Origin of the sequence: Kocuria rosea (assembly GCF_023715525.1) — a bacterium.
Taxonomy (GTDB): domain Bacteria; phylum Actinomycetota; class Actinomycetes; order Actinomycetales; family Micrococcaceae; genus Kocuria; species Kocuria rosea_A.
In genome coordinates this window covers 1-24,945 of sequence record NZ_JAMBOG010000004.1, presented here as the reverse complement: position 1 = coordinate 24,945, position 24,945 = coordinate 1, and the positions used below count along the sequence as shown (strand labels likewise).

The following is a 24,945-nucleotide window of genomic DNA, read 5'->3' as shown; positions in this document are numbered from 1 at the left end:
CCCGGCCGGCCCGCCGTCCGGTCCCCGGCCCGGACGGCGGGCCGCCGCTCAGGCGCGGGCCGCCGCCTGCGCTCGCAGCGCGCGCAGCAGGTGGTCGCGCTGTTCGACGAGGATCCGCCGCAGCGCCGCGGGAGCGGACGCGTGGTTGCTCAGCCACAGGTCGGTGCGGGCGAGGACCGGGTGGCGCGCCGGGTCGTGGCCGGGCTCCAGGTCCGCGTGCGCGGGGTAGAGGCCCTCGACGATGCGGGTGGCCATCCCGATCGAGCGCTGCGCCCAGACCTCCTCGAGCATCGCGAAGTACGGCTCCCGGTACGGCTCCACCAGTTCCGCGGGCCCCAGCTGGAAGCCGGTGATCGTCGCGGTGAGCAGGTCGTTGGACAGCTCCTCCCCGGTGATCGCCGCCCACGCCTCGGCCTTCGCCTCCGGCACGGGGCGGGCGGCGCGGGTGCGGGCCCAGCCGATCCGGCCCGTGCGGGTGCGGTCCGCGGCCTGCTCCCGCTCGGTCGCCGCCGCCAGGGCGGGGTCCTCGCCGTGGGCGGTGGCCACGAGCGCCGTCCACAGCGCCCAGCGCAGCTCCGGGCCCAGCGGGAGGCCGGGCAGGGCGTCCCGGCCCTCGAGCAGGTCCCGCAGCCAGCCGCCGTGGCTGCCGTCCCGGCGGGCCAGCCGGGCCGTCAGCCGGGCCAGGGCGAGCTGGCGGTCGCCGCCGGGGTCGGCCGCCCGCAGCTCGCGCACCACGGCGTCGAGCAGCCGCCCGCGCAGCCGGCCCCGGCGGGCGGTGGGGGCGTAGCGCTCCACGGCCTCCACGGCGCGGTCCGCGGCGTTCTGGAAGATCCCGGCCTGGGGCTCGGCGAGGCCGTGGTCGAGCACGGCGCCCACGTAGTCGGCCGGGTCCAGCTCGGCGTCCCGGGTGGTGTTCCACAGCCCGGCCCACAGCTGCGCGCGGGCCATGGGGTCCTCCACGGAGGACAGGGAGCTCAGGGCCGTGGTGAGCGAGAGCGCGTCGAGGCGGGACTTTGCGTAGGTCAGGTCCTCCTCGTTGACGACGAGCAGGGGGGCCGTCGAGCCCACGAGCTCGGGCACCTCCACGCAGGACGCGGCGGGCAGGTCCACGCCGTGGGTGCCCGTGCGCACCAGGACGTCGCCGGGGCCGCGCTCGTAGCAGCCCAGCAGCAGCCGGTGGGGGCGCAGCACCCCGGGGCCGGGGTCCTGGAGCAGGGCCGCGAAGGTGACGGCGCCGTCGTCGTCCCGGGCGAGGTCGAGGGTCAGGGTCGAGACCCCGGTGGTGCCCAGCCACGAGTCCGCCCAGCCGCGCACGTCCCGCCCGGAGGCCTCCTCCAGCACGGCCAGGAAGTCCTGCAGGGTCGTGGTCCCGTAGGCGTGGCGGCGGAAGTAGGAGCGGCACGCCTCCACGAACGGGCCGTAGCCCACGAAGGCGACGAGCTGCTTGAGCACCGCCGCGCCCTTGGCGTAGGTGATGCCGTCGAAGTTCTGCCGGGCGGCCTCGAGGTCCGGGACGTCGGCGACCACGGGGTGCGTGGTGGGCAGCTGGTCCTGCTGGTAGGCCCACGCCTTGCGCCGGTTGGCGAACGCGATCCACGCCTCCTCGAAGTCCGTGGCCTGCACCGAGGCGTGGGCGCCCATGAACTCCGCGAAGGACTCCTTCAGCCACAGGTCGTCCCACCAGGACATCGTCACGAGGTCCCCGAACCACATGTGGGACATCTCGTGCATCAGCGTGTTGGCCCGGCCCTGGTACTGGGCCCGGGTGGCCCCGTCCGGGAACAGGTACTCCTCGGTGAACGTCACGAGCCCCGGGTTCTCCATGGCCCCCAGGTTGTACTCCGGGACGAACGCCTGCTCGTACTTGCCGAACGGGTACGGGTAGCCGAACAGCTCGGTGAAGAACGTGAGGCCCTGGCGGGTGAGGTCGAACAGCTCCTTGGCGTCGAGGTGCTCGGCCAGGGCCGCCCGGCAGTACAGCGCCAGCGGGACGGACATCCGGCTGCCGTCCTCGAAGGAGTGCCGCCACTCGCCGGCCACCCGGTGGTAGGGCCCGGCCAGCACGGTGGTGATGTACGTGGAGATCCGCTCGGTGGGGGAGAACGCGTGCCGCACGGCCCCCGCCCGCTCGGCCTCGGGCGCCGGGGCGGCCGACATGCGCACGCCGTTGGAGGACACCTCCCACCCCTCCGGGGCCAGGACGGTGAAGCGGAAAGACGCCTTGAGGTCCGGCTGCTCGAAGTTGGCGAACACCCGCCGGGCGTCGGCCGGCTCGTACTGGGTGTAGAGGTAGACCTGCCCGTCGGCCGGGTCGACGAAGCGGTGCAGGCCCTCGCCCGAGCGGGAGTACCGGGCCTGCCCGGCCACCGTCACCTCGTTGGCCGCCGCGAGGGAGGGCAGGCGGATCCGGGAGCCCTCCACGACGTCGTCGGGGTCCAGCTCCTCGCCGTTGACCGTCACCGACTCCACCGAGGCGTGGATGAAGTCCAGGAAGGTCTGCGCCCCCTCCTCGGCCGTGAAGCGCACGGTCGTCACCGACCGGAACGACTCCGCGGCGGGGTCCGCGGCGGCGGAGAGGTCCAGCAGGACCTCGTAGCCCTGCACGGTGATGAGCTCGGAACGGCCGGCGGCCTCACGGCGGGTCAGGTTCTCGTTGCGCACGGTGCCATTGAACCACCCGCGCCGCCCCCGGGACCTGCCCCTGGACAGCGGCCGGCGGGAGCCTAGGCTGGGGACGACCGCCGCCCCGACCGAAGGAGCACCCGATGCCCACCGCCGATGCCTCCGCCGGCCGGGGCGCCCCCGCCGGCGGGACGCCCGGCCCGGACCGCCGCACCCTCCTCGCGGGGGCCCTGCTGGGCGCGGGCATCGCCGCGTCCGTGGTCGACCTCGCCGTCTTCCACCTGATCCTGCACTGGCACCACTTCTACGACCTGTCCACCCCGGACGCCGCGCTGGTCTCGGACGGCCTCTTCCACGCCTTCGGGTGGTTCGTCACCGTCGGCTCGCTGTTCCTGCTCGCCGACGTCCGGCGCCGGGGCGCCGTGTCCTGGGGCCGCTGGAGCGGGGGGCTGCTCGCGGGCCTCGGCCTCTTCCAGCTCCTCGACGGCGTGCTCCTGCACAAGGTCCTGCGCCTGCACCAGATCCGCTACGACGTGGACCTGCTGGTCTACGACGCGACCTGGATCGGCACCGCTGGCCTCGCCCTCGTGGCGGGGCTGGTGGTGCTCCGCCGCACCGGCCGCGCCCGCGCGGCGCGGTGACCGGCCACCACGGGGGCGCCGGGTCCTCCGGGTGGGCGCTGGTCGACGGCGTCGTGGTCCTCGCGCTCGCCGTGGCCGCGGCCGGCTACGCGGCGGGCCTGTGGGCGTCCCGGCACCGCAGCCCCTGGCCGGGCCACCGCACGCTCCTGTGGTACGCGGGCCTCGCCGCCGCCGGCGCGGCGCTGCTGGGCCCCCTCGCCCACGCCGCCCGCGAGAGCTTCTCGGCCCACATGGTGGGGCACCTGCTGCTGGGCATGCTCGCCCCGCTGGCCCTGGTGCTCGCCGCGCCGGTCTCGCTGGCCCTGCGCGCCCTGCCGGTGGGCGAGGCCCGGGCCCTGTCCCGGGTGCTGCGCGGCCGGTGGGCGCGGGCGGCGACCCACCCGGTGGTCGCCGGGGTGCTCGACGCCGGGGGCCTGTGGCTGCTCTACACCACCGGGCTCTACGCCGCCGCGCACTCCTCGGCCCTGCTGCACGCCGTCGTGCACGCCCACGTCCTGGCCGCCGGCTACCTCTTCACCGCGGCGATCGCCGGGGCGGACCCCGACCCGCACCGGGGCTCCTTCGCGCTGCGCTCGGCCGTGCTGGTGCTCTTCGTCGCCGCCCACTCGGTGCTCGCCAAGTGGCTCTACGCGCACCCGCCGGCGGGCGTGGGCGCCGCCGACGGCCGCGCCGGGGCGCAGATCATGTACTACGGCGGCGACGTCGCCGACGTCGCGCTGCTCGTGGTGTTCTTCGCCCGGTGGTACGCCGCCACCCGGCCGCGCGAGCACGCCCGCCCGGGTCCCTGAGCGGGCCGGGACGCCGGGCGGACCGGCGTCAGTCCGCGCGGGTGCGGGACTCGAGCTCGGCGAGGAGCTCCTCGTGGCGGTCCTGCGTCACGGGGTGGGGCCCGTCCGGGTTGTCCAGGTACTCGTGGTCGAGCTGGCACGCGATGCGGCTGTGCAGCACCTGCAGCTCCACGAGCGTCAGGGCGCCCAGCTCGGCGGGGAACGCGCACTCCGGGGCCAGGCAGGTCTCGCACTGCCCGGCGTCCGCGGCGGCGGGGGCCACGTGCAGCTCGCTCATGCCGCCACCCCGTCGAGGTCGCCGACGGTCCACCGGCCGGCCGGCTGGAAGGGCTCGGTCGCGCCCGGGAAGCCGAACGGCACGGGCCGGGTCAGCACGCGCACCGGCCCGCCCGGCTCCTGCGCGTGGACGGCCTCGACCCAGCGCTGCAGCAGCTCGAGCGCGAGGGGCTCGACGTGCTGGGCGCTCGTGAGGTCCACGTTGACCGTCACGTCGGGGACGAGGGCGCGCGCCCGGCGGATCAGGGGCGGCAGCGCCCGGTGGTTGAGCTCGGTCAGGCATCCGGTGACGACCAGGTGCACGTACCGGCCGTGCAGGTCCACCTGCACGACGACGGACAAGTTGTGGTCCATGAGCGGGGTCCTTCCACGACGGGGCTCCCTGGCTTTCTGCTCGACCAGTGCTACCGAGCGTAGACGCGCCATCCGGTTGCCACTAGCCGCTTCGCCCAGTCGTTACAGAACGGATCACGCAGGCGGCCGCGTCGGCGCCCGTGCGCGTCCGGGGAGCCGTTAGCCTCGGGGGATGCGCACACTCGTGGTCGGCTGGTCCAGCGTCCTGCACGGCGAGGCGACGGCCGGCGACGTCCTCGCCATGGACGCCGTCGCCGTCGCCGACGCCCTGGCGGGCGCGGGCATCGCCCACGACGTCGCGTGGAGCGCGGTGATGTGCCCCCCGGGCGGGCTGCGGCTCGACGACGCCGACCCCGCCCGCTACACCGACCTCGTGTTCGTCTGCGGCCCGGCCACCGGCCGCTCCGTGGCCGAGCTGCACGCCCGCTTCGCCCACTGTCGGCGGATCGCCGTGGGCGTGAGCGTGCTGGACCCCGAGGACCCCGTCACCGCCGGCTTCCACCGGGTGATCGCCCGGGACCGTCCGGGGGCCGGGGCCCGGCGGGACCTGGCGGCGCGGCCCGGGCCGCGGCTCGCGCCCGTGCTGGGCGTCTACCTCACCTCCGGCCAGCAGGAGTACGGCCCGCGCCGGCGGCACGAGGCCGTGCGCGCCGGTCTGGAGCAGTGGCTCGGCGGGCTGGACGCCGCCCGCCTCCCGCTGGAGACCCGGCTGGACCCGCGGGACTGGCGCCTGCCGGCGACCCCCGCGCAGGTCGGCTCGGTGATCGCCCGCCTCGACGCCGTGGTGAGCATGCGCCTGCACGGGCTCGTCCTGGCCCTGCGCGCCGGGGTGCCCGTGCTCGCCGTCGACCCCGTGGCCGGGGGCGGGAAGGTCACCGCCCAGGCCCGGGCGTGGAACTGGCCGGCCGTGGTCCCCGCGGAGGACGCCGGCGCCGCCCGCTTCGACGAGCTGCTGCAGTGGTGCCTGTCCGACGCCGGCCGCGACGCGGCGGCCGCCCGGGCGGCGCTGGCCCCCAGCGGGTCCGGGCAGCTGGACGAGCTCGTCGGGCTGCTGGCCCCGGAGCCCGCGCACGAGCCCGAGGACCTGGCCCTGTCCGGCCCCCACCAGGGGTGACACGGATCCAATGTCAGCCGCCTGATCACACTGTGTAATACTCCGGATCATGAACTTCCTGGGCATCAACGCGATTTTTCATGACCCCGCGGCGGCTCTCGTCGTGGACGGCAAGGTGGTGGCGGCCGCGGAGGAGGAGCGCTTCTCCCGGCGCAAGCACGGCAAGCGGCCCGTGCCCTTCTCGGCGTGGGAGCTGCCGGAGCAGGCGATGCGCTGGTGCCTCGCGGAGGCCGGTCTGAAGCCCGAGGACATCGACGTCGTCGGCTACTCCTTCGACCCCTCCGTCGCCGCCGAGATCCCCGACGACCCCTACGACCACGTCCGCGTGGACTACGCCCGCCGTGCCCCGGGCTTCATCGCCGAGGTGCTGCCCGGCCTCGACCGCTCCAAGGTCCGCTTCGTGGAGCACCACGTGGCCCACGCCGCCTCCGCCGGGCTGGCCGCGCCGTCCCGCACGAGCAGCGTCCTGGTCGTGGACGGCCGCGGCGAGGCGCACTCCCACCTCGCCGGGCGCTACCGGGACGGGCAGCTCGAGATCCTGGCCCGCCAGGCCCTGCCCGAGTCCCTGGGGCTGCTCTACGAGTCCCTCACCGACCACCTCGGTTTCCTGCGCTCCTCCGACGAGTTCAAGGTCATGGCGCTGGCCTCCTACGGCGAGCCCCGCTTCCTGCCGCAGCTGCGCGAGATCGTCCGCGCCACCGGCGACGGCGGCTTCCGGGCCCAGGCCCCGGACTGGACGCGCTTCGCCCCCCGCCGGGTCGACGACGGCACGTGGGGCGGCGACCACGCCGACCTCGCCGCCTCCGTCCAGGCCGTGGTCGAGGAGGTGCTGGTGGAGCTCGCGTGCTGGCTGCACGAGCAGACCGGGGACCGCGTGCTCACCATGGCCGGCGGCACCGCCCTGAACTGCGTGGCGAACTCCCGGATCTGGCGCGAGACCCCGTTCGAGGAGGTGTGGGTGCAGCCCGCCTCCGGCGACTCCGGCACCGCCCTCGGCGCCGCCCTGCACCTGGCCCAGGAGGCCGGGGACCTCGGCGCGCCCCAGCCCACCGCCGCCCTGGGCCGCAGCTGGTCGGACGACGCGCTCGCGCAGTGGCTGACCACCGCCCAGGTGCCCTTCACCACCCCCGAGGACCTCGCCGGGGAGGTCGCCGACATCCTCGCGGACAACGGCGTCATCGCCTGGTTCGACGGCCGCAGCGAGTTCGGCCCCCGGGCGCTGGGCCGCCGCTCCCTCATCGCCAATCCCATGCACCCGGACAACCTCGAGCGGCTCAACGACGTCAAGGGCCGCGAGCAGTTCCGCCCCGTGGCGCCCATGGTCCTCGCCGAGCGCGCCGGGGAGATCTTCAGCGGCGGGCCGATCCCCAGCCCCTTCATGCTCTTCGTCCACGACGTGGCCCCGGAGTGGCGGGAGAGGATCCCCACGGTCACGCACGTGGACGGCACCGCCCGCATCCAGACCGTGACCGACGAGGACAACGCCGGGATCGCCGCCCTGCTGCGCGCGTTCGACGAGCGCACGGGGGTGCCCGTCGTCGTCAACACGTCCCTGAACACCGCGGGCCGGCCCATGGTCGACGACCCGCGCGACGCCCTCGAGCTCTTCGGCTCCGCCCCGGTCGCGGCGCTGGTGCTCGGCCCGCACCTGGTCCGCCGCGCCTCCTTCTTCCAGGAGGCCCGGTGACGGCCGCGCCCGCGACGTACGCCGTCGTCATCCCGTCGGTGGGCCGGCCCACGCTCCAGTGGCTGCTCGACACGCTCTCCGCCCAGGACGTCGACGCGCAGCACCCCGGCCCGCTCGAGGTCGTCGTGGTCGACGACCGGCGCGGGGACGTGGAACCGCTGGAGCCCACCGTCCCGGACACCGTCGCCTGGACCGTGCGCACGGTCCGCGGCTACGGCCGCGGACCGGCAGCCGCCCGCAACCGCGGCTGGCGCGCCGCCCGCGCGTCGGGCGCGGAGTGGATCGCGTTCCTCGACGACGACGTGGAGCTGCCCGCGGGCTGGGCCCGGCGCCTCGCCGACGACCTCGCCGTGTGCGGGCCCGAGATCGGTGCCAGCCAGGGCCGGATCGAGGTGCCCCTGCCCGGCCACCGCCCGCCGACCGACTGGGAGCGCAACACCGCGTCCCTCGAGGGCGCCGACTGGGCCACCGCCGACATGGCCTACCGCGTCGCGGCCCTCGAGGCCGTCTCCGGCTTCGACGAGCGCTTCCCGCGGGCCTACCGCGAGGACGCCGACCTCGCCCTGCGCGTGCGCCGGGCCGGGTGGCAGCTCGTGCGCGGGCAGCGGTGGATCACCCACCCCGTGCGCCCCGCGGACGACCTCGTGAGCCTGCGGGTGCAGGCCGGCAACGCCGACGACGCGCTGATGCGCCGGCTGCACGGGCCCGGCTGGCGCGCAGCCGCCGAGGCCCCCGCGGGCGCGTTCCCGCGCCACGTCGCGACCGTCTCCGCCCTGGCCGCCGCCGCCGCCGGTACCGGCACCGCCCTCGCCGCCGCGGCGCTGGGCCGGCGCCCGGCCGCCCGCGGCGCCCTCGTCGTGGCGGCCGCCGGCGCCGCCGCGTGGAGCTGGCGGACCGGCCGGTTCCTGCTGCTGCGCCTGGCGCCGGGGCCCCGGCCCGGCGATCCGGAGTTCCTGCCCGAGCTGTCCCGGATGGCGCGCACCAGCGCCGCCATCCCCGTGGCCGCGGTCCGGCACAAGGTCCGCGGCTGGTGGCGCCACCGCCGCACCGGGCCCTGGCCCGTGCCGGTGCGCGCCGTGCTCTTCGACCGCGACGGCACCCTCGTCCACGACGTGCCCTACAACGGCGACCCCGCGCGGGTGGAGCTCGTGCCGGGGGCGAGGGAGGCCGTCGACGCCGTGCGCGCCGCGGGCCTGCGGGTCGGCGTGGTCTCCAACCAGTCCGGGATCGGCCGCGGCCTGCTCACCCGCGCGCAGGTGGACGCGGTCAACGCCCGCCTCGCCGAGCTGCTCGGTCCGTTCGACACCTGGCAGGTCTGCCCGCACGCGCCCGAGGAGCGGTGCCCGTGCCGCAAGCCGGCGCCGGGGATGGTGCTGGCTGCCGCCGCGCAGCTGGGCGTGGACCCCCGCGAGTGCGTGCTCGTCGGGGACATCGGCGCCGACGTCGAGGCCGCCCAGGCCGCCGGCGCCCGCAGCGTCCTCGTGCCCACGCCCGTGACCCGCGCCGAGGAGGTCGCCGCCGCCCCCGCCGTGGCCCCGACCCTGCGCGACGCCGTGGCCGCCGTCCTGTCCGGCGGGCCCGTGCCCGTCCCGGCCGGCCTCCGGGGCTGAGCGTGGCACGCACCCTCGCCGTCCGCCTCGACTCGGACGGGGACGTCCTGCTGAGCGGGCCCGCGGTCCGGGCGCTGGCCCGGCGCGGCGGACCCGTGGACCTGCTCGCCTCGCCCGCCGGGGCGGCCGCGGCCCGGCTGCTGCCGGGGGTGGCCGAGGTCCTCGAGTACGCCGCGCCGTGGTCGGGCTTCCGCCCGCCGCCGGTGGACCGGGCCGCGGCCCTCGGGCTCGTGGAGGACCTCGCGGCGCGCGGCTACGACCTCGCCGTGGTCTTCACGTCCTACCACCAGAGCGCGCTGCCCATGGCCCTGCTCGCCCGGCTGGCCGGGATCCCCCGCGTCGTCGCCACCAGCGAGGACTACCCGGGGTCCCTGCTCGACGTCCGGCACCGCCGGGCCGACCCGCCCGGCGGGGGCCACGAGGTGGAGGCGGCCATGGAGCTCGCCGTCGCGGCGGGGGCCCCCGCGCCCACGGACGCCGACCTGCGCCTGGCCGTGCGCCGCCCCCTGCCCGCGCTGCCCGCGGAGCTGTCCGCGCTGCCGGGCGGGTTCGTGGCCCTGCACCCCGGCGCCTCCGTGCCCTCGCGCGGGCTCACCCCCGCGCACGCCGGGTCGCTGGCGGCCGGGCTCGCCGCGGCCGGGCACGCCGTCGTCGTCACGGGCGGGCCGGGGGAGCGGGAGCTCGCCGGCGCGACCGTCGCCGCCGCCCGGGCCGCCGCGCCCGGGGCCACGGTCCTCGACCTCGCCGGGCGCACCGACCTGGCCGGGCTGGCCGCCGTGCTGGAGGCCGCCCGCTGCGTCGTCGTCGGCAACACCGGGCCCGCCCACCTGGCGGCGGCCGTGGGCACCCCGGTCGTCTCCCTGTTCTCCCCGGTGGTCCCGGCCGAGCGGTGGGCCCCCTACGGCGTGCCCGTCGTGCTGCTGGGGGACCGGACCGCGGACTGCCGCGGCTCCCGGGCCCGGGAGTGCCCGGTCCCCGGGCACCCGTGCCTGTCGTCGGTGCCGCCCGCCGCCGTGGTCGCCGCCGTCGCCCGGCTCACGGCGGGCGCACCCGGCGCTGTCAACGCAACGGAAGGAGCACCCAGGTGCGCATCCTGACCTGGCACGTCCACGGGTCGTGGACGACGTCGTTCGTGCACGGTCCCCACGAGTACCTGCTGCCCGTGGTCGAGGACCGCGGCCCCGACGGGCGCGGGCGCGCCCGGACCTGGCAGTGGCCCGCCGCCGCGCGCGAGCTCACCCCCGCGGAGCTGGCCGACGCCGACTTCGACGTGGTGCTGCTGCAGCGCCCCCACGAGCTGGAGCTCCTCGAGCGGTGGACCGGCCGGCGCCCCGGCACGGACGTCCCGGCCGTCTACGTCGAGCACGACACCCCCCGCGGGACCGCCGTGACCACCCGCCACCCGCTGGCGGAGCGCTCGGACATCCCCGTGGTGCACGTGACGCACTTCAACCGGATGATGTGGGACAACGGCGAGGCCCCCACGGAGGTCGTCGAGCACGGCATCGTCGACCCCGGCCCGCTGTACACCGGCACGAGCGCCAGCCTCGCCGTCGTCGTCAACGAGCCCGTGCGCCGCGGGCGCCTCGCCGGCACCGACCTCGTCACCGCGCTGGCGCGGGAGCTGCCCGTGGACGTGTACGGGATGGGCATGGACCGGCTGGCCGAGCTCGCGCCCCACATGGCCGGGCGGCTGCACGAGAACTATCCTCAGGAGCAGCTGCACGCGGCGCTCGGCGGCCACCGGGCCTACTTCCACCCGTACCGGTGGACGAGCCTGGGCCTCGCGCTGCTCGAGGCCATGACCATCGGGATGCCCGTGCTCGGGCTCTCGACCACGGAGGCACCGCGCGCGGTGCCGCCGGAGGCGGGGCTGCTCTCCAACGACCCGGAGGCCCTCGCCGCGCAGGCCCGGCACTGGCTCGACGACCCCGACGCGGCGGCCGCGGCGGGCACCGCCGCCCGCGAGCACGCCCTGAGACACTACGGCCTGGACCGCTTCCTCGCGGACTGGGACCGCATCCTGGAGAAGGTGACAGCATGAGAATCGCAATGGTCTCCGAGCACGCCAGCCCCCTGGCCGCGCTCGGCGGGGTCGACGCCGGAGGACAGAACGTCTACGTGGCCGCCCTCGCCGAGGGCCTCGCCCGCCGGGGCCACCGGGTGACCGTCTACACCCGGCGCGACGACGCCCGGCTGCCCGACGTCGTCGAGCTCGCCCCCGGCGCGCGCGTCGTGCACGTGCCCGCCGGCCCGCCCAGCCCGCTGCCCAAGGACGACCTCGCCCCCTACATGGACGAGTTCGGGCGCTGGCTGGCCCGCGACTGGGCCCGCGACGGCGCCCCCGACCTCGTGCACGCGCACTTCTGGATGTCCGGGCTCGCCGCCCGCCGCGCCGCCGGGACCCTGCAGATCCCCGTGGTGCAGACCTTCCACGCCCTGGGGGCCGTCAAGCGCCGCCACCAGGGCGCCGCCGACACCAGCCCCGCGGGCCGGCTCGCGGCGGAGAACGAGATCGTCGCCGCCGCCGACCTCGTCCTGGCCACCTGCCGGGACGAGCGCGCCGAGCTGCTGGCCCTCGGCGGGGACCCGTCGCGGATCGAGGTGGTGCCCTGCGGCGTGGACCTCGACGCCTTCGCCCCGGCGCCCGCGCGCGCCGAGGCGCACCCGCGCCGGATCCTCGCCCTGGGCCGGCTCGTGGAGCGCAAGGGCGTCGACGTCGTCGTCCGCGCCCTGGCGCAGCTGCCCGGCGCCGAGCTGGTGGTGGCCGGCGGCCCCGACCGCGCCGAGCTCGACCGCGACCCCGAGGCCCTGCGCCTGCGGGCCCTGGCCCGGGAGCTGGGCGTGGCCGAGCGCGTGGAGCTGCTCGGGCGGGTCGACCACGGCGACGCCGCCGCCCTGCTGGCCGGCGCCGACGTCGTCGCCTGCCTGCCGTGGTACGAGCCGTTCGGCATGGTGCCCCTCGAGGCCATGGCCTGCGCGCGCCCCGTGGTGGGCACCGCCGTGGGCGGGCTGCTCGACAGCGTCGAGGACGGCGTGACGGGCCTGCTCGTCCCGCCGCGCGACGTCGCCGGCACCGCGGACGCGCTGCGCACCCTGCTCGACGACCCCGCGCTGGCCGCCCGCATGGGCCGGGCCGGGCGCGCCCGCGTCGAGCGGCTCTTCGGCTGGGCCCGCGTGGCCGAGCAGACCGAGCGCGCCTACGAGCGCGTGCTCGAGCGGCACCGCCGCGAGCACCCCCCGCTGCTCGCCCAGACGCAGAGGTGGCTGGGCAGCCACCTCGACGAGCTCACCGTCGCCGCGGGCGAGGCCACCCGGCACGCCGGCGTCGTGGACCGCTGGGGCGCCCGCCTCGCCGGCCTGCTGACCGCCGGGGGCCGTGTCCTGGCCGTCGGCAACGGCGGCAGCGCCGCGGAGGCCCAGCACTTCACCGCCGAGCTCGTGGGGCGCTTCGTCGACGACCGGCAGCCCCTCGCCGCCGTCTGCCTCTCCGCCGAGACCTCCAGCGTGACCGCGATCGCCAACGACTACGGCATCGAGGAGGTCTTCGCCCGCCAGGTTCAGGCCCACGGCAGGCCCGGCGACGTGCTCGTGGTCCTCTCCACGAGCGGGCGCAGCCCCAACGTGCTCGCCGCCGCGCAGCGCGCCCGGGAGCACGGGCTGGACGTGTGGGCGCTGACCGGACCCGGCCCCAACCCGCTGGCCGAGCTCGCCGACGAGGTGCTGACCGTCGCCGCGCCCAGCACCTCGGTGATCCAGGAGGTCCACCTCATGCTCCTGCACGCGGTGTGCGCCGCCGTCGACGCCCGGCTGGCCCCGCGGCCCGTCGACGAGCTGCTCGTCCCGCCCGCCGGGGAGGCGGCAGGGGAGCCCGCCGACGAGGAGCCGGCGACCGTGCGGGCGGGGGTCGCATGAGCGCCGCCCGCATCGTCGTCGTCGGCGACGCCCTGCTCGACCGCGACGTCGCCGGCACCTCCACGCGCCTGAGCCCGGACGCGCCCGTGCCGGTCGTCGACGTCGACGACGTGTTCGCCAGCCCGGGCGGTGCGGGGCTGGCCGCGCTGCTGTGCGCCGAGCCGCCCGCGGTCGGCTCCGTCCCGGCGGAGGTCTCCGTGACCCTGCTGGCGCCCGTGGCCGCGGACGCCGCCGGCCACGAGCTCGCCGCCGCCCTCGGGGACGTCGCCCTCGAGCGGCTCGGCCACGAGGGCGGGACCCGCACCAAGACCCGCGTGCGCAGCGCCGGGCAGACGCTCCTGCGCGTCGACGAGGGCGGGCCGGGCACCCCGGTCGGCGTCTCGGCCGCGCACGTGGCCGCCGTCCTGGCCGGCGCCGACGCCGTGCTCGTCTCCGACTACGGGGGAGGCATCACCCGTGACCTGGCCGTGCGGGCCGCGCTCGAGGAGCACGCCCGCACCGGCACGGTCGTGTGGGACCCGCACCCCCGCGGCGGCGAGCCCGTCCCCGGGTGCGCGCTCGTGACCCCCAACGCCGCCGAGGCCGCCGGCGCCCTCGAGGACGACGGCGCCGGGCCCCGGGAGCTCGCGGGGGCGCTGCGCCGCCGCTGGAGCGCCCGCGCCGTGGCCGTCACCGCCGGCGCGGAGGGCGCCTACCTGGCGTCCGCCGCCGGCACCGAGCTGCTCCCGGCCGCACCCGTGCGCAACACGGACCCGTGCGGGGCCGGTGACCGCTTCGCCTCCGCGGCCGCCCTCGCCCTCGGCGGCGGCGCGGACGTGACCGCCGCCGTGGAGACCGCGGTCGAGGCCGCCGGGCAGTGGGTCGCGGCCGGCGGGGCGGCCACGTACCGCACCCGCCGCGCCGCCGGCACCCGGCAGCGCCCCGGGCTGCACCCCGGGGCCGAGCGGCTGCCGCGCGAGGTCCAGGACCTGCTCGCCGAGGTCCGGGCCCGGGGCGGGACCGTGGTGGCCACCGGCGGGTGCTTCGACGTGCTGCACGCCGGGCACATCGCCTCCCTCGACGCCGCCCGCCGGCTCGGCGACGCCCTGGTGGTGCTGCTCAACTCCGACGGGTCCGTGCGCCGGCTCAAGGGCCCGGGCCGCCCCGTCGTGGGCCAGGGCGACCGCGCCCGGGTGCTCGCGGCCCTGCGCAGCGTCGACGCGGTCGTCGTCTTCGACGAGGACGACCCGCGCGCCGCGCTGAACCTGCTGCGCCCGGACGTGTGGGTCAAGGGCGGGGACTACACCCCCGAGCAGCTGCCCGAGGCCGCCGACGTGCGCAGCTGGGGCGGGGAGGTCACCGTCCTGCCCTACCTCTCCGGCCGGTCCACGACCGCGATCCTGCAGCGGGCCGGCCGTGAGCGCTGAGCCCCGCCGCGCGGCGACCGTGGACCCGGCGACGGTCGGGCCCGGCGACGTCCTCGTGCTGCGCGCGCTCGGCCTCGGCGACGCCCTCGCCGGCGTGGCCCCCCTGCGGGGCGTGCGCCGGATGCTGCCGGGCCACCGGCTGGTCCTCGCCGCCCCCGAGGGGATCGGGACCTGGCTCGCCGAGCTCGGCGTCGTCGACGCCGTGCTGCCCACGGCGGGCCTCAAGCCGCTGCCGGCGTTGCCCGGCGGGCACGTGGCCGTCAACCTGCACGGCCGCGGGCCGCGCAGCCACGAGCTCCTGCTCGCCACCCGCCCGCAGCGGCTCGTCGCGTTCGCCGCGGCCGGCCACGACGGGCCGGCGTGGCGGGCCGACGAGCACGAGGTGCGGCGCTGGTGCCGGCTGGTGGACGCGGCCGGCGGGGCCTGCGGGCCCGAGGACCTGCGGCTGCGCCCGCACGTGCCGGCGCCCGAGGGCGCACCCGTGGTGCTCCACCCCGGGGCGGCCTCGGCCTCCCGCCGCTGGCCCGCCGCGCGCTGGCGCCGCGTCGCCGAGGCCCTCGCCGCCGACGGCCACCGCATCCTCGTCACCGGGTCCCCGGCCGAGGCCGGGCTCGCCGCCGCCGTGGCCGACGGCCTGGACGCCGCCGAGAACGTCTGCGGCGCACTGTCCCTGGCGGAGCTCGCCGCGGCCGTCGGGGCCGCCGCCGCCGTGCTGAGCACGGACACCGGCGTCGCCCACGTGGCCACCGCCCTGGCGGTGCGCTCCGTGGTGCTCTTCGGCCCCACCCCGCCCGCCTGGTGGGGACCCGCCGTGGACCACGAGCTGCACACCGTGCTATGGCACGGGGACCCGGCCGCGGACGCGTGGGGCGACCCCCACGCGGACGTGCTCGACGAGCGCCTGGCCGCCGTGACCGTGGCCGAGGTCCTCGCCGCCGCCCGGGCCCAGCTGGCCCGCCCCGCCCCGGTCCGCGCCGGTCCCTGACCGCCGGGCCCGAAGACCTGCCCGCCCGCTGGAAGATCCCGCCCGCCCGAGACCCTGCCCGTTCGACCCCGAGGAGCACCGTGAACCCCACGACAGACGCGACCACCACCCCCGGCGCCGGCCGCCCCGTCCGCCGGGCGGTCGTGACCGGCGGCGCCGGCTTCCTCGGCAGCCACCTGTGCACCGAGCTGCGCCGGCGCGAGGTGGAGGTCGTCTGCCTCGACAACTTCCTCACCGGCTCCGCCGCCAACATCGAGCACCTCGTGGGCGACCCCGGCTTCCGGCTGGTCCAGTGCGACGTCACCGACTACGTGCACGTGCCCGGCGACGTGGACCTGGTGCTGCACTTCGCGTCCCCGGCCTCCCCGATCGACTACCTCAAGCTGCCCATCCACACCCTCAAGGTCGGCTCCATCGGCACCCACCACGCCCTGGGCCTGGCCAAGGACAAGGGCGCCCGCTTCGTGCTGGCGTCGACCTCCGAGGTCTACGGCGACCCCCAGGTCCACCCCCAGCCCGAGAGCTACTGGGGCCACGTCAACCCGGTCGGCCCGCGCGGCGTCTACGACGAGGCCAAGCGCTTCGCGGAGGCCCTCACCGTCGCCTACCGCGCGGAGCACGGCGTCGACACCGCGATCGTGCGGATCTTCAACACCTTCGGACCCCGGATGCGGCCCTTCGACGGCCGGGCGATCCCCACCTTCATCCGCCAGGCCCTGGCCGGGGAGCCGCTGACCGTCACCGGCGACGGCGCGCAGACCCGCTCGGTGTGCTACGTCTCCGACCTCGTGCGCGGCATCCTGGCGCTGGCCGGCAGCGGCCACAGCGGGCCCATGAACATCGGCAACCCGCACGAGCTGTCCGTGCTGCAGATCGCGCAGGACGTGATCGCCGCCACGGGCTCGGCGTCGGAGATCGCGTTCGTCGACCGCCCCGTCGACGACCCGAAGGTCCGCCGCCCCGACACGGCGCTGGCCACCGAGGTGCTCGGCTGGGTCCCCGAGGTGCCCTGGACGGAGGGCCTGGCCCGGACCGTGGAGTGGTTCCGCGAGGCGGCCCGGCCCGCGCAGGTGCCCGCCGCCGGCCGGCTCCGCTGACGCCGCCGCCCGGGCGGGCGGACCGCTCCGCCGTCCGGCCTCATCCCAGGGGCGGCAGCGCGAGGTAGGCGTGGCGCGCCGCGCCGATGACGCCGGCCGCGTCGCGCAGCCCCGCGGGCACCACGGGGGTGCCCAGCCGCAGGCGCGGGAGGAACTGCTCGTGGTCCACGCAGATCCCGCCCCCCACGACGATCAGGTCGGGGGAGAAGAGGAACTCCAGGTGGGAGAGGTAGCGCTGGAGCCGCTCGGCGTAGGCGGGCCAGTCCAGGCCCTGCCGCTCGCGGGCCGCGGCGGAGGCCAGGACCTCCGCCGCGGCCCCGTCGATCTCCAGGTGGCCGAGCTCCAGGTTCGGGACCAGCCGTCCGTCCACGATCAGCGCCGAGCCGATCCCGGCGCCCAGGGTGATCACCAGGACCGTCCCCGTCACCGCGCGGCCCGCCTCCCCGCGGCCAGCGCCGTAGTGCGCCTCGGCCAGGCCCGCGGCGTCGGCGTCGTTGATCACGTGCACGGCGCGCCCCAGCCGGTCGGTGAGGAAGCGCCCGACGTCCAGGCCGATCCAGGCGTCGTCGATGTGCGCGGCCGAGCGGGCCACGCCGTGGCGGATGATGGCCGGCAGGGCCACCCCGACGCTGGCCTCCGGGTGCGGGGCCCGCGGCTCGGCCGACAGCGCCTCGACCAGCGCCCACAGCACCTCGGCGACGGCCACCGGGCTGGCCGGATCGGGCGTGGGCACCTTCCGGACCGGGCCGGTGGGGCGGCCCGCGGCGGTGTCCACGACGGCGTACGTGATCGAGGCGCTGCCGACGTCGATGCCGATGTGGTGGCGGTGCAGGGTCGACCAGCCGGAGCTCGCCGGGGCGGCACGGTCAACGGGGTGCGGGTCCAAGAGGGGCCTCCGTGGTCCTGGTCGCGGGTCCTGGTGGGCGGTCCGGGGGCGGACCGGGCGGGCGCGGGCGCCGCGCCACCCGGTCAGCTGACGTAGCGGCGCGCGGCGCTGGTGCGCTGGGACTCCTCCAGCGCCAGGAAGCGCCGCTCGACGTGCTCCGGCAGGGGCCGGCGCTCCCGCAGCACCCACGGGGCGCCGCGCAGGGCGTCGAGCAGGGCCAGGGCCGTGACCCGGTCCCGGGGCGCGCCGCCGATGACGTCGCGGCTCCGGCGCAGCGCGGCCCGCAGGGGCCGGCGCAGCCAGATGAACCACAGCGTGTTGCGCAGCCCGTGCCGGCGCCGCAGGTGGGGGTCGCGCACCGTGGAGGCCTGGTGGTGGACCACGACGTCGGGCAGGTGGCACAGCTCCCACCCGGCCGTGGCGAGGTCCGCCGCGAGCAGCTCCTCCTCACCGCCCAGCCACAGCCGCTCGCTGAACCCGCCGACCTCGGCGAAGGCCTCCCGGCGCACCACGGAGGCGCCGGCGAGGAAGCTGCCGAGTGCGGGGCCCGGCAGCCACGCGGGACCCTCGACGGGGGAGTACAGCAGCTCGGCGTTGATGGGGTCCTCGCGGGCCCCGGGCTCGACGAGGATCCTGCCCGTGACGACCCCCAGGCGGGGGTGCGCCTCGAGGGCGTCGGCGGCCCGGCGCAGGGAGCCGGGCTCCCACCACGTGTCGTCGTCGCAGAATGCGACGTAGGGGGTCCCCACCCGATCCATCGCCACGTTGCGGCCCACGGCGCCCAGGTTCACGGGGCTCGCCACGAGCTCCGCCCACGGGTGCGCCCGCCGGATCGCGTCCGCGGTGCCGTCCGCGGACCCGTTGTCCACGACGACGACGTGGGGGCGCTCCGGCAGCTCGCGCAGCCGGGAGAGCGCCAGCAGCGCCTCGTCCCGGCGGTTGTAGGTGATCATCACGACGGCCACCCGGCCGTCGGGGCCCGCCTGCGGATCGCGCGCGGGCTCGGTCGAGGCGGTGGGGACGGTCTCGGTCACGGGGTCTCCTCCGGGAGGACGGGGTCGGGGTGAGGGGTCGCGGGGGCGTCGCCGTGCAGCAGGGCGAGCGCGCTCTCCGTGCAGGCGGACACCGGCCGCCGGGCGCGCAGGGCGGCGGGGACGCGGGGGAGGGCGCCCAGCAGGCCGCGGCGTCCCCGGCGGCCGCCGCGCACCGCGCCGGCGAGCTCGCGGGCCACGGCCGGCCAGGACCGGCGCATCAGCGCGGTCAGCAGCCGGCTGCGCACCAGCTCCGCCTGCCGCCGGTCGTCGCTCTCCCGGCTCGGGGACGGGTGGTGGTGCGCGCGGACCTCGGGGACGTAGGCCAGCCGCCACCCGGCGTCGAAGAGGTCCAGGGCCACGCGCTCCTCCTCGCCGGGGAAGCGCACGACGTCGTCGAAGCCCCCGACCTCCAGGAACGCCGACCGACGCACGATCGAGCCGCAGCCCACGAAGCCCAGCAGGGCCGGGCCCGGGCAGCCCCGGGGGATGCCGAGCGGGGACGCGGCCAGCACGGCGTTGAGCGGGTCCGGGCGCTCATCGGGGCCCACGGCGATCGCGCCGGCAATCAGGCCCAGGCGCGGGTGGGCGTCGAGGACGGCGGCCGCGCGGGCCAGCGCGTCGGGGGCCCACCACGAGTCGTCGTCGGCGAACGCCACGTACGGGGTGCCCGCCAGGCGCACGCCGATCGTGCGGGCCACAGCGCCCACGTTGGTCCCCAGCGCCACCACCTGCACGTGCGGGTGCGCCGCGCGCACGGCCTCGACCGAGCCGTCGGTCGAGGCGTTGTCCACGACGACCACGGGACCCTCGTGCCGGCCCAGGTTCGCGACGAGCTCGTCCCGCCGGTTGCGGGTGGCCACGACCACGGTGACGCGCTGCGGGACGCCGGCGCTCATCGCACCGGGCGGAGCAGGGACCCGCCCCGGGGCAGGTCGGCGGTCCGGTCGGTCGCCCGGGCGCGGGCGTGGTCGGTGCGCAAGACGAGGTCCTCCGTGGGAACGAGCGGCAGGGACGGGCGGGGGAACGCGCCCGCGGGCGCGGGCACGTCATCCCATCGTAGGGGCACGTCCTGCCCGGCCCGGGCCCATGGCGCGTGACACAATCGGGTTACAGCGGCGAAACACGGACCGTCCATACTCCCCGTACAGCCAGCGAGAACCCGGAAAGGGGCGTGACCCCCCAGATGTCCGACCTGTTCGAGAACTACGCCGCCGACATGGCCACAGCGGCGGCCTACGACGAGATGTTCACCGAGGAGCGGGGCACGCGGCCCGGGTACGAGCAGATCGGGGAGGTCCTGGACGCCCTCTCGCTCAGCGACGTCAACGCCCGCGCGGACTCCATGGCCCGGTCCTTCCTCGACCGGGGCGTGACCTTCGACTTCGCCGGGGAGGAGCGCCCGTTCCCCCTGGACCTCGTCCCGCGCGTGATCACGGCCGAGGAGTGGGACATCATCGAGCGCGGCGTGAAGCAGCGGGTCCGCGCCCTCGAGTGCTTCCTCGACGACGTCTACGGCGAGCAGCGCGTCGTGGCCGACGGGATCGTGCCGCGCTCGCTGATCACGTCGTCGGCGCACTTCCACCGCGCGGTGTGGGGCTTCCACCCCGCCGGCGGGGTGCGCATCCACGTGGCCGGGATCGACGTGATCCGCGACCAGCAGGGCGTCTTCCGCGTCCTCGAGGACAACGTGCGCGTCCCCTCGGGCGTGTCCTACGTCATCGAGAACCGCCGCGCCATGGCCAAGGGACTGCCCGAGGCGTTCATGTCCCAGTCCATCCGGGCGGTGGAGGCCTATCCCCGCCACCTCTACCGGGCGCTGCGCGCCACCGCGCCGGAGGCCGCCGAGGACCCCACGGTCGTGGTGCTGACCCCGGGCGTGTTCAACTCCGCCTACTTCGAGCACACGCTGCTGGCCGGGCTGATGGGCGTGCGCCTCGTCGAGGGCCGGGATCTCGTGGTCCGCGGGGACAAGGTGTACATGCGCACCACCGCCGGCGAGCAGCGGGTGGACGTGATCTACAAGCGGATCGACGACGAGTTCGTGGACCCCCTGCACTTCCGCTCCGACTCCGTGCTCGGCTGCTCCGGGCTCGTCAACGCGGCCCGGGTCGGCAACGTGACGATCGCCAACGCGATCGGCAACGGCGTGGCCGACGACAAGCTCACGTACTCCTACGTGCCGGACCTCATCCGCTACTACCTGGACGAGGAACCGGTCCTGCCCAACGTGGACACCTACCGGCTGGAGGAGGACGACGCCCGCGCGTACGTCCTGGACCACCTCGACGAGCTCGTGGTCAAGCCGGTGGACGGCTCCGGCGGCAAGGGCCTGGTGATCGGCCCCCACGCCACGGAGGCCGAGCTGGAGGAGCTGCGCGCCAAGGTGCTCGCCGACCCCCGCGGGTGGATCGCCCAGCCGGTGCTGCAGCTGTCGACCGTGCCGACGTTCGCCGACGGGGAGTTCAGCCCCCGGCACGTCGACCTGCGCCCGTTCGCCGTCAACAGCGGCGACGACATCTACGTGCTGCCGGGCGGGCTCACCCGCGTGGCCATGAAGAAGGGCTCGCTCATCGTCAACTCGTCCCAGGGCGGGGGGTCCAAGGACACCTGGGTGCTCGGCCGGCCGCAGAACCAGGACCTGGACCCGGGCCTGGCCCGGCACGCGGACGTCGACGACACCGTGCACACCTGGCCCGTCTCGGCCTCGTGGCAGGACGAGGGCGACGGCGGCCAGGTGCAGCAGCAGCAGCAACAGGCCGGTCGCCCGGCCGCCGGGAAGGAGCCGTCGTGCTGAGCCGCATCGCCGAGTCGCTGTTCTGGATCGGCCGCTACGTCGAGCGCGCCGACGGCGTGGCCCGCATCCTCGACGTCCACCTGGAGCGCATCACCCAGCTGCCCCCGGGCCAGCAGGAGACCGAGGTCCGGCGGATCATGGAGGTCATGGGCGTGACCCCGACCGACGGGGTCTACAGCGTCAAGTCGATGATCCACGAGCTGGCGTGGAACCGGGACTGCCTGACCTCCATCTCGGGCGCGCTCCACGCCGCCCGCGAGAACGCCCGCCGCGCCCGGGAGAGCATGTCCTCGCCCATGTGGGAGGCGCTGAACTCCACCTTCTACGGACTCGGCCAGCACCGCCGCGACGTGGTGGGCACCTTCCGCGTCTGCCACTGGACCGTCGAGCGGATGGCCACGGTGCGCGGGCAGGTGCAGATGACCATGTCCCGCGACGAGTCCTGGATGTTCCTGTCCCTGGGTGCTGCCATCGAGCGCGCGGACATGACCTCCCGGCTGCTGTGGACCCGCTCCACGTCCACCTCGGGGATGTCCTGGGTGTCGATCCTGCACTGCGCCGGCGCCTACGAGGCGTTCCTGCGCACCCGCTACGGCACGTTCAACGACGAGTCCGCCACCGAGTTCCTGCTCCTGGACCGGCTCTTCCCGGGCTCGATCCTGCACAGCCTCACCACCGCCGAGGAGGTCCTCGTCCAGCTGGAGCCCGGCATCCAGCGGGTCGGGTTCAAGAACGACGCCCGCCGGATCATCGGCGAGGCGCGCACCGCCCTGGAGTTCCACCACGCGGAGGACCTCATCGCCGTGCTGCCCGAGCACCTCAACAACGTCCAGGCCGCCTGCGCGCGGGCCTCCGAGGCCGTGGGCGCCAAGTACTTCTCGCACGCCGTCGAGGCGTCCTGGTTCGGAGGGATCCTGTGACCCGGCTCAAGATCGACCACGTGACCCGCTACGACTACAACGACAGCGTCTCCAAGTCCTACAACGAGGCCCGGATGACGCCGATCTCCGACGACGAGCAGGTGGTGCTCGAGGCCGAGCTGACGCTGAGCCCCGGCACCGCCACGGTCAGCAACTACCGGGACTACTGGGGCACCCGGGTCGCCGCCTTTGACATCCAGGGCCGGCACCGGCACCTCGAGATCCGCTCGACGGCCACCGTGGAGGTCCACCGCGCCGCCGGCGACGAGGCCGCCGACGGGCTGAGCTGGGAGGAGCTGGCCACCCCCGAGCTCCAGGACGCGGTCTCCGACTACGGGGCCCAGACCCCGCTGACGCGGATCGGCCCCGAGCTGGAAGGGGTGGCGGAGGAGCTGCGGGCGGCGGCGGCGAACCCCGCCGACGCCGCGCGCGCGATCTTCGAGGGCATCGCCACCCACATGCAGTACGTGCCCGGGGTCACCGGCGTGCACACGGACGCGGAGGCCGCCTGGCGGGAGGCCAAGGGCGTGTGCCAGGACCTCGCGCACGTCGCCATCGGCATGATGCGCCACATCGGCATCCCCGCCCGGTACGTCTCCGGCTACCTGCACCCCGACTACGAGGCCGGCATCGGCCGGACGGTGCCGGGGGAGTCCCACGCCTGGGTCGAGTGGTGGAACGACCGCTGGTACGCCTACGACCCGACCAACCACACCCGGCTCACCGACTTCCACGTCACCGTGGCCCGCGGCCGGGACTACTCCGACGTCACCCCGCTCAAGGGCATGGTCACCGGCGGGGGCGGGACCTCGGGGCTGCAGGTGCGCGTCGAGGTCACCCAGACCGCCTGACGCCGCGGCGTTGCCCGACAGACCGGGGCACCTGCCGCGGCGGGTGCCCCGGCCGCGGCTGAGCGGGCGGTCACTCCCGCGCCAGGGTCACCCCGCTGGTCAGCGGGGAGAACTGAGCTGCCCAGGGGAAGACGATCTCCATGAGCGCCGCCACCGCCACGACGATCATCGCGGCGGCGAGGAGGACGCGCACCCACAGCGGGCCGGGCAGCCGGGAGAAGATCCATCCGTACATCGGCTCACCTCCCTTCGGTCTCGTCGGCGACCGTCGCGGCGATCTCCGCGGGCGGGCCCGCCGCGGTCGGTCTCCAGGACTCCAGGACGGCGTACGCGATGAAGCGCTCGGTGCTTCCGTAGCGCGGGTGGCAGGTGGTCAGCGTGAGCACTCTCTCGGTGGGTCGTGCCGCCGGGTCCGATGGCACGGGCGCGAGCACCCTGGTCTCCGTCGGCAGCACGATCTCGCTGTCACGAAAGACATAGGTGTAGTAGCCCTGGGCCGTCCGTACGTGGATCCGGTCGCCCGGCACCAGGGTGTGGACGAGATCGAGCACCTTCCCGTTCGTCTGCCGGTGCCCGGCGAGGGCGAAGTTGCCGACCTGCCCGGGCATCGCCGTGGACGGGTAGTGCCCGAGTCCCAGGGTGTCCAGAACGTCTCGCCCGGTGCCCTGCATCACCGGGCGCGCGTAGTCCGCCCCGAACCGCGGCACGTAGACGATGCCGAGGGCTTCCCCGTAGCCGGGCGGGGCTGCCACCGGAGGCGTCCCGACCTCGCCGTCGTCCATCCGGCGCCCCGCGGAGGAGGTGGCGTCACCGGACCCGCCCACGGCGTTGCCCCCGGGGGGGTCGTCAGGTCGTGTCCACACGGGCGCCTCCAGATTTGGAGCGGTGGGTCCGCCGAACTCGTCGGCCATTCGCGTCACCGCCTGGCCGTGGGTCTCGGAGGCATCGAGATTGGTCCACCACAGCTGCCACACCACGAACAGCACCAGCACCAGGCCGACGGTGATCAGGAGCTCACCCGCTGTCCGCGCGGCCCGACGCACTGCGTCGCGTCCACCCGTCGTGGCCGGTCCGGTCGGCTCCGCGGGGTGGGGAGCGGTGACTGTCCTGACGTCCACGAGTGCCACTCTTTCTTGGTCGGATTCTTGGTCGGTTCGGGGTCGTTGCCGGCGGACGTCTCGACGAGACGGTGATCGGGGGATGACCCCGGGTCATGGACCCGGGGTCATCCCCCGATCAGGCAGCGGGACTGGTGACCCGGATCAGGCCCACTTGCGCCGCAGTGCCACGCCAAGGCCGAGCAGCACGACGCCCAGTCCGGCGGCGATCAGCGCCCCGGAGCCGACGCCGGTGTCAGCCAGCACGTCGAAGGACTCCTCATCGCTCACCACTTCCGGTGCGGACTCCACGAAGGTGTCCGTGCTCGCAGGCAGGACCTCCGACTCCACGTCCGCAACGACACCGGCTCCATCCGGCACCTCTGCCACGGGCTGCTCTGCCACGGGCTGCTCTGCCACGGGCTGCTCCGCCACGGGCTGCTCCTCGGTGGGCTGCTCCTCGGTGGGCTGCTCCTCGGTGGGCTGCTCCTCGGTGGGCTGCTCCTCTACGGGAGCTTCATCCTCGCAGTCCTCGGAGCCCCAGTCGTGGCCCCAGTCGTGGCCCTTGTCGTGGCCCTTGTCGGAGCCCCAGTCGTGGCCCTTGTCGGAGCCCCAGTCGTGGCCCTTGTCGGAGCCCCAGTCGTGGCCCTTGTCGGAGCCCCAGTCGTGGCCCTTGTCGGAGCCCCAGTCGGAGCCCCAGTCGTGGCCCTTGTCCGGGTTCGGCACCCACTCGCAGTCCTTGTCGCGGTCCTTGTCCCAGTCGCGGTCGTGGTCGCGGTCCTTGTCCCAGTCGCGGTCGTGGTCGCGGTCCTTGTCCCAGTCGCGGTCGTGGTCGCGGTCCTTGTCCCAGTCGCGGTCGTGGTCGCGG

General features: G+C 76.1%; 23 protein-coding genes and 1 pseudogene. 14 read left to right on the top strand and 10 right to left on the bottom strand.

Features of this window, described 5'->3' with window-relative positions; all coding sequences use genetic code 11:
- Positions 1-48 precede the first annotated feature (48 nt).
- A complete protein-coding gene (pepN, locus tag M3185_RS03715; protein ID WP_251332333.1) occupies positions 49-2,661 on the bottom strand; it encodes an aminopeptidase N in 2,613 nt (870 codons plus the stop codon).
- A 104-nt stretch (positions 2,662-2,765) separates the two neighbouring features.
- Between pepN and M3185_RS03710 the strand changes: the two genes are divergently transcribed.
- Together M3185_RS03710 and M3185_RS03705 are read left to right on the top strand one after the other, a co-directional pair.
- Positions 2,766-3,263 (top strand): DUF2243 domain-containing protein, encoded by a 498-nt coding sequence (locus M3185_RS03710; protein WP_251332332.1) that lies wholly within the window; start codon positions 2,766-2,768, stop codon positions 3,261-3,263.
- Positions 3,260-4,051 carry a cytochrome c oxidase assembly protein gene (locus tag M3185_RS03705; protein ID WP_251332331.1) on the top strand — a complete coding sequence of 264 codons (792 nt, stop codon included), beginning with the start codon at positions 3,260-3,262 and terminating at the stop codon, positions 4,049-4,051. Before M3185_RS03710 ends, M3185_RS03705 begins: the two co-directional genes overlap by 4 nt.
- 28 nt (positions 4,052-4,079) lie before the next feature.
- Here the strand turns inward: M3185_RS03705 and M3185_RS03700 are convergent, their stop codons facing one another.
- Together M3185_RS03700 and M3185_RS03695 are read right to left on the bottom strand one after the other, a co-directional pair.
- Positions 4,080-4,328 (bottom strand): hypothetical protein, encoded by a 249-nt coding sequence (locus tag M3185_RS03700; protein ID WP_251332330.1) that lies wholly within the window; start codon positions 4,326-4,328, stop codon positions 4,080-4,082.
- Positions 4,325-4,681 carry a hypothetical protein gene (locus tag M3185_RS03695; RefSeq protein WP_251332329.1) on the bottom strand — a complete coding sequence of 119 codons (357 nt, stop codon included), beginning with the start codon at positions 4,679-4,681 and terminating at the stop codon, positions 4,325-4,327. The genes M3185_RS03700 and M3185_RS03695 overlap by 4 nt, the downstream gene beginning before the upstream one ends.
- A 172-nt stretch (positions 4,682-4,853) precedes the next feature.
- Between M3185_RS03695 and M3185_RS03690 the strand changes: the two genes are divergently transcribed.
- The 9 genes from M3185_RS03690 to M3185_RS03650 all read left to right on the top strand — a co-directional run bounded on the left by M3185_RS03690 (position 4,854) and on the right by M3185_RS03650 (position 16,495).
- Positions 4,854-5,795, top strand: a complete 942-nt coding sequence (locus tag M3185_RS03690; protein WP_251332328.1) for a polysaccharide pyruvyl transferase family protein — start codon at positions 4,854-4,856, stop codon at positions 5,793-5,795.
- Between the two features lie 49 nt (positions 5,796-5,844).
- Positions 5,845-7,482 (top strand): carbamoyltransferase family protein, encoded by a 1,638-nt coding sequence (locus M3185_RS03685; RefSeq protein ID WP_251332327.1) that lies wholly within the window; start codon positions 5,845-5,847, stop codon positions 7,480-7,482.
- A complete protein-coding gene (locus tag M3185_RS17315; RefSeq protein ID WP_251332326.1) occupies positions 7,479-9,092 on the top strand; it encodes an HAD-IIIA family hydrolase in 1,614 nt (537 codons plus the stop codon). Before M3185_RS03685 ends, M3185_RS17315 begins: the two co-directional genes overlap by 4 nt.
- 2 nt (positions 9,093-9,094) lie before the next feature.
- Positions 9,095-10,189 (top strand): glycosyltransferase family 9 protein, encoded by a 1,095-nt coding sequence (locus M3185_RS03675; protein WP_251332325.1) that lies wholly within the window; start codon positions 9,095-9,097, stop codon positions 10,187-10,189.
- Complete coding sequence (locus M3185_RS03670; protein WP_251332324.1) at positions 10,177-11,136, top strand: glycosyltransferase; 960 nt, start codon at positions 10,177-10,179, stop codon at positions 11,134-11,136. The genes M3185_RS03675 and M3185_RS03670 overlap by 13 nt, the downstream gene beginning before the upstream one ends.
- A complete protein-coding gene (locus M3185_RS03665) occupies positions 11,133-13,007 on the top strand; it encodes a glycosyltransferase (RefSeq protein WP_251332323.1) in 1,875 nt (624 codons plus the stop codon). The genes M3185_RS03670 and M3185_RS03665 overlap by 4 nt, the downstream gene beginning before the upstream one ends.
- Positions 13,004-14,413 carry a D-glycero-beta-D-manno-heptose 1-phosphate adenylyltransferase gene (gene rfaE2, locus M3185_RS03660; protein ID WP_251332322.1) on the top strand — a complete coding sequence of 470 codons (1,410 nt, stop codon included), beginning with the start codon at positions 13,004-13,006 and terminating at the stop codon, positions 14,411-14,413. The genes M3185_RS03665 and rfaE2 overlap by 4 nt, the downstream gene beginning before the upstream one ends.
- A complete protein-coding gene (locus tag M3185_RS03655) occupies positions 14,403-15,398 on the top strand; it encodes a glycosyltransferase family 9 protein (RefSeq protein WP_251332321.1) in 996 nt (331 codons plus the stop codon). The genes rfaE2 and M3185_RS03655 overlap by 11 nt, the downstream gene beginning before the upstream one ends.
- Before the next feature lie 80 nt (positions 15,399-15,478).
- Positions 15,479-16,495 (top strand): UDP-glucuronic acid decarboxylase family protein, encoded by a 1,017-nt coding sequence (locus M3185_RS03650; RefSeq protein WP_251332320.1) that lies wholly within the window; start codon positions 15,479-15,481, stop codon positions 16,493-16,495.
- Between the two features lie 40 nt (positions 16,496-16,535).
- On the opposite strand, the gene ppgK is transcribed toward M3185_RS03650, so the two are convergent.
- From ppgK to M3185_RS03630, 4 genes are all read right to left on the bottom strand, one after another.
- The gene (gene ppgK / locus M3185_RS03645; protein ID WP_374238461.1) at positions 16,536-17,327 is read right to left on the bottom strand and encodes a polyphosphate--glucose phosphotransferase; all 792 of its coding nucleotides are present in this window, start codon (positions 17,325-17,327) and stop codon (positions 16,536-16,538) included.
- 137 nt (positions 17,328-17,464) lie between these two features.
- Positions 17,465-18,415, bottom strand: a complete 951-nt coding sequence (locus tag M3185_RS03640; protein ID WP_251332319.1) for a glycosyltransferase family 2 protein — start codon at positions 18,413-18,415, stop codon at positions 17,465-17,467.
- Positions 18,412-19,311: a glycosyltransferase family 2 protein gene (locus tag M3185_RS03635; RefSeq protein WP_251332318.1), complete on the bottom strand. Its 900-nt coding sequence runs from the start codon at positions 19,309-19,311 to the stop codon at positions 18,412-18,414. Before M3185_RS03635 ends, M3185_RS03640 begins: the two co-directional genes overlap by 4 nt.
- Positions 19,308-19,460, bottom strand: coding sequence for a hypothetical protein (locus tag M3185_RS03630; protein ID WP_251332317.1), 153 nt, complete (start codon positions 19,458-19,460; stop codon positions 19,308-19,310). The genes M3185_RS03635 and M3185_RS03630 overlap by 4 nt, the downstream gene beginning before the upstream one ends.
- Before the next feature lie 138 nt (positions 19,461-19,598).
- Here M3185_RS03630 and M3185_RS03625 point away from each other — a divergent pair, with 138 nt between their 5' ends.
- The 3 genes from M3185_RS03625 to M3185_RS03615 are packed head-to-tail and all read left to right on the top strand — an operon-like array spanning position 19,599 to position 22,980.
- Positions 19,599-21,209 carry a circularly permuted type 2 ATP-grasp protein gene (locus tag M3185_RS03625; RefSeq protein ID WP_251332495.1) on the top strand — a complete coding sequence of 537 codons (1,611 nt, stop codon included), beginning with the start codon at positions 19,599-19,601 and terminating at the stop codon, positions 21,207-21,209.
- The gene (locus M3185_RS03620; RefSeq protein ID WP_251332316.1) at positions 21,203-22,129 is read left to right on the top strand and encodes an alpha-E domain-containing protein; all 927 of its coding nucleotides are present in this window, start codon (positions 21,203-21,205) and stop codon (positions 22,127-22,129) included. The genes M3185_RS03625 and M3185_RS03620 overlap by 7 nt, the downstream gene beginning before the upstream one ends.
- The gene (locus tag M3185_RS03615; protein WP_251332315.1) at positions 22,126-22,980 is read left to right on the top strand and encodes a transglutaminase family protein; all 855 of its coding nucleotides are present in this window, start codon (positions 22,126-22,128) and stop codon (positions 22,978-22,980) included. The genes M3185_RS03620 and M3185_RS03615 overlap by 4 nt, the downstream gene beginning before the upstream one ends.
- Before the next feature lie 70 nt (positions 22,981-23,050).
- On the opposite strand, the gene M3185_RS03610 is transcribed toward M3185_RS03615, so the two are convergent.
- The 3 genes and pseudogenes from M3185_RS03610 to M3185_RS03600 all read right to left on the bottom strand — a co-directional run.
- Entirely contained in the window at positions 23,051-23,215 is a 165-nt protein-coding gene (locus M3185_RS03610; RefSeq protein WP_251332314.1) for a hypothetical protein, read from the bottom strand.
- Between the two features lie 4 nt (positions 23,216-23,219).
- Positions 23,220-24,098 (bottom strand): class E sortase, encoded by an 879-nt coding sequence (locus M3185_RS03605; protein ID WP_445298418.1) that lies wholly within the window; start codon positions 24,096-24,098, stop codon positions 23,220-23,222.
- 144 nt (positions 24,099-24,242) lie between these two features.
- Positions 24,243-24,945 (bottom strand): annotated as a pseudogene (locus M3185_RS03600) (hypothetical protein); the annotation flags it as partial.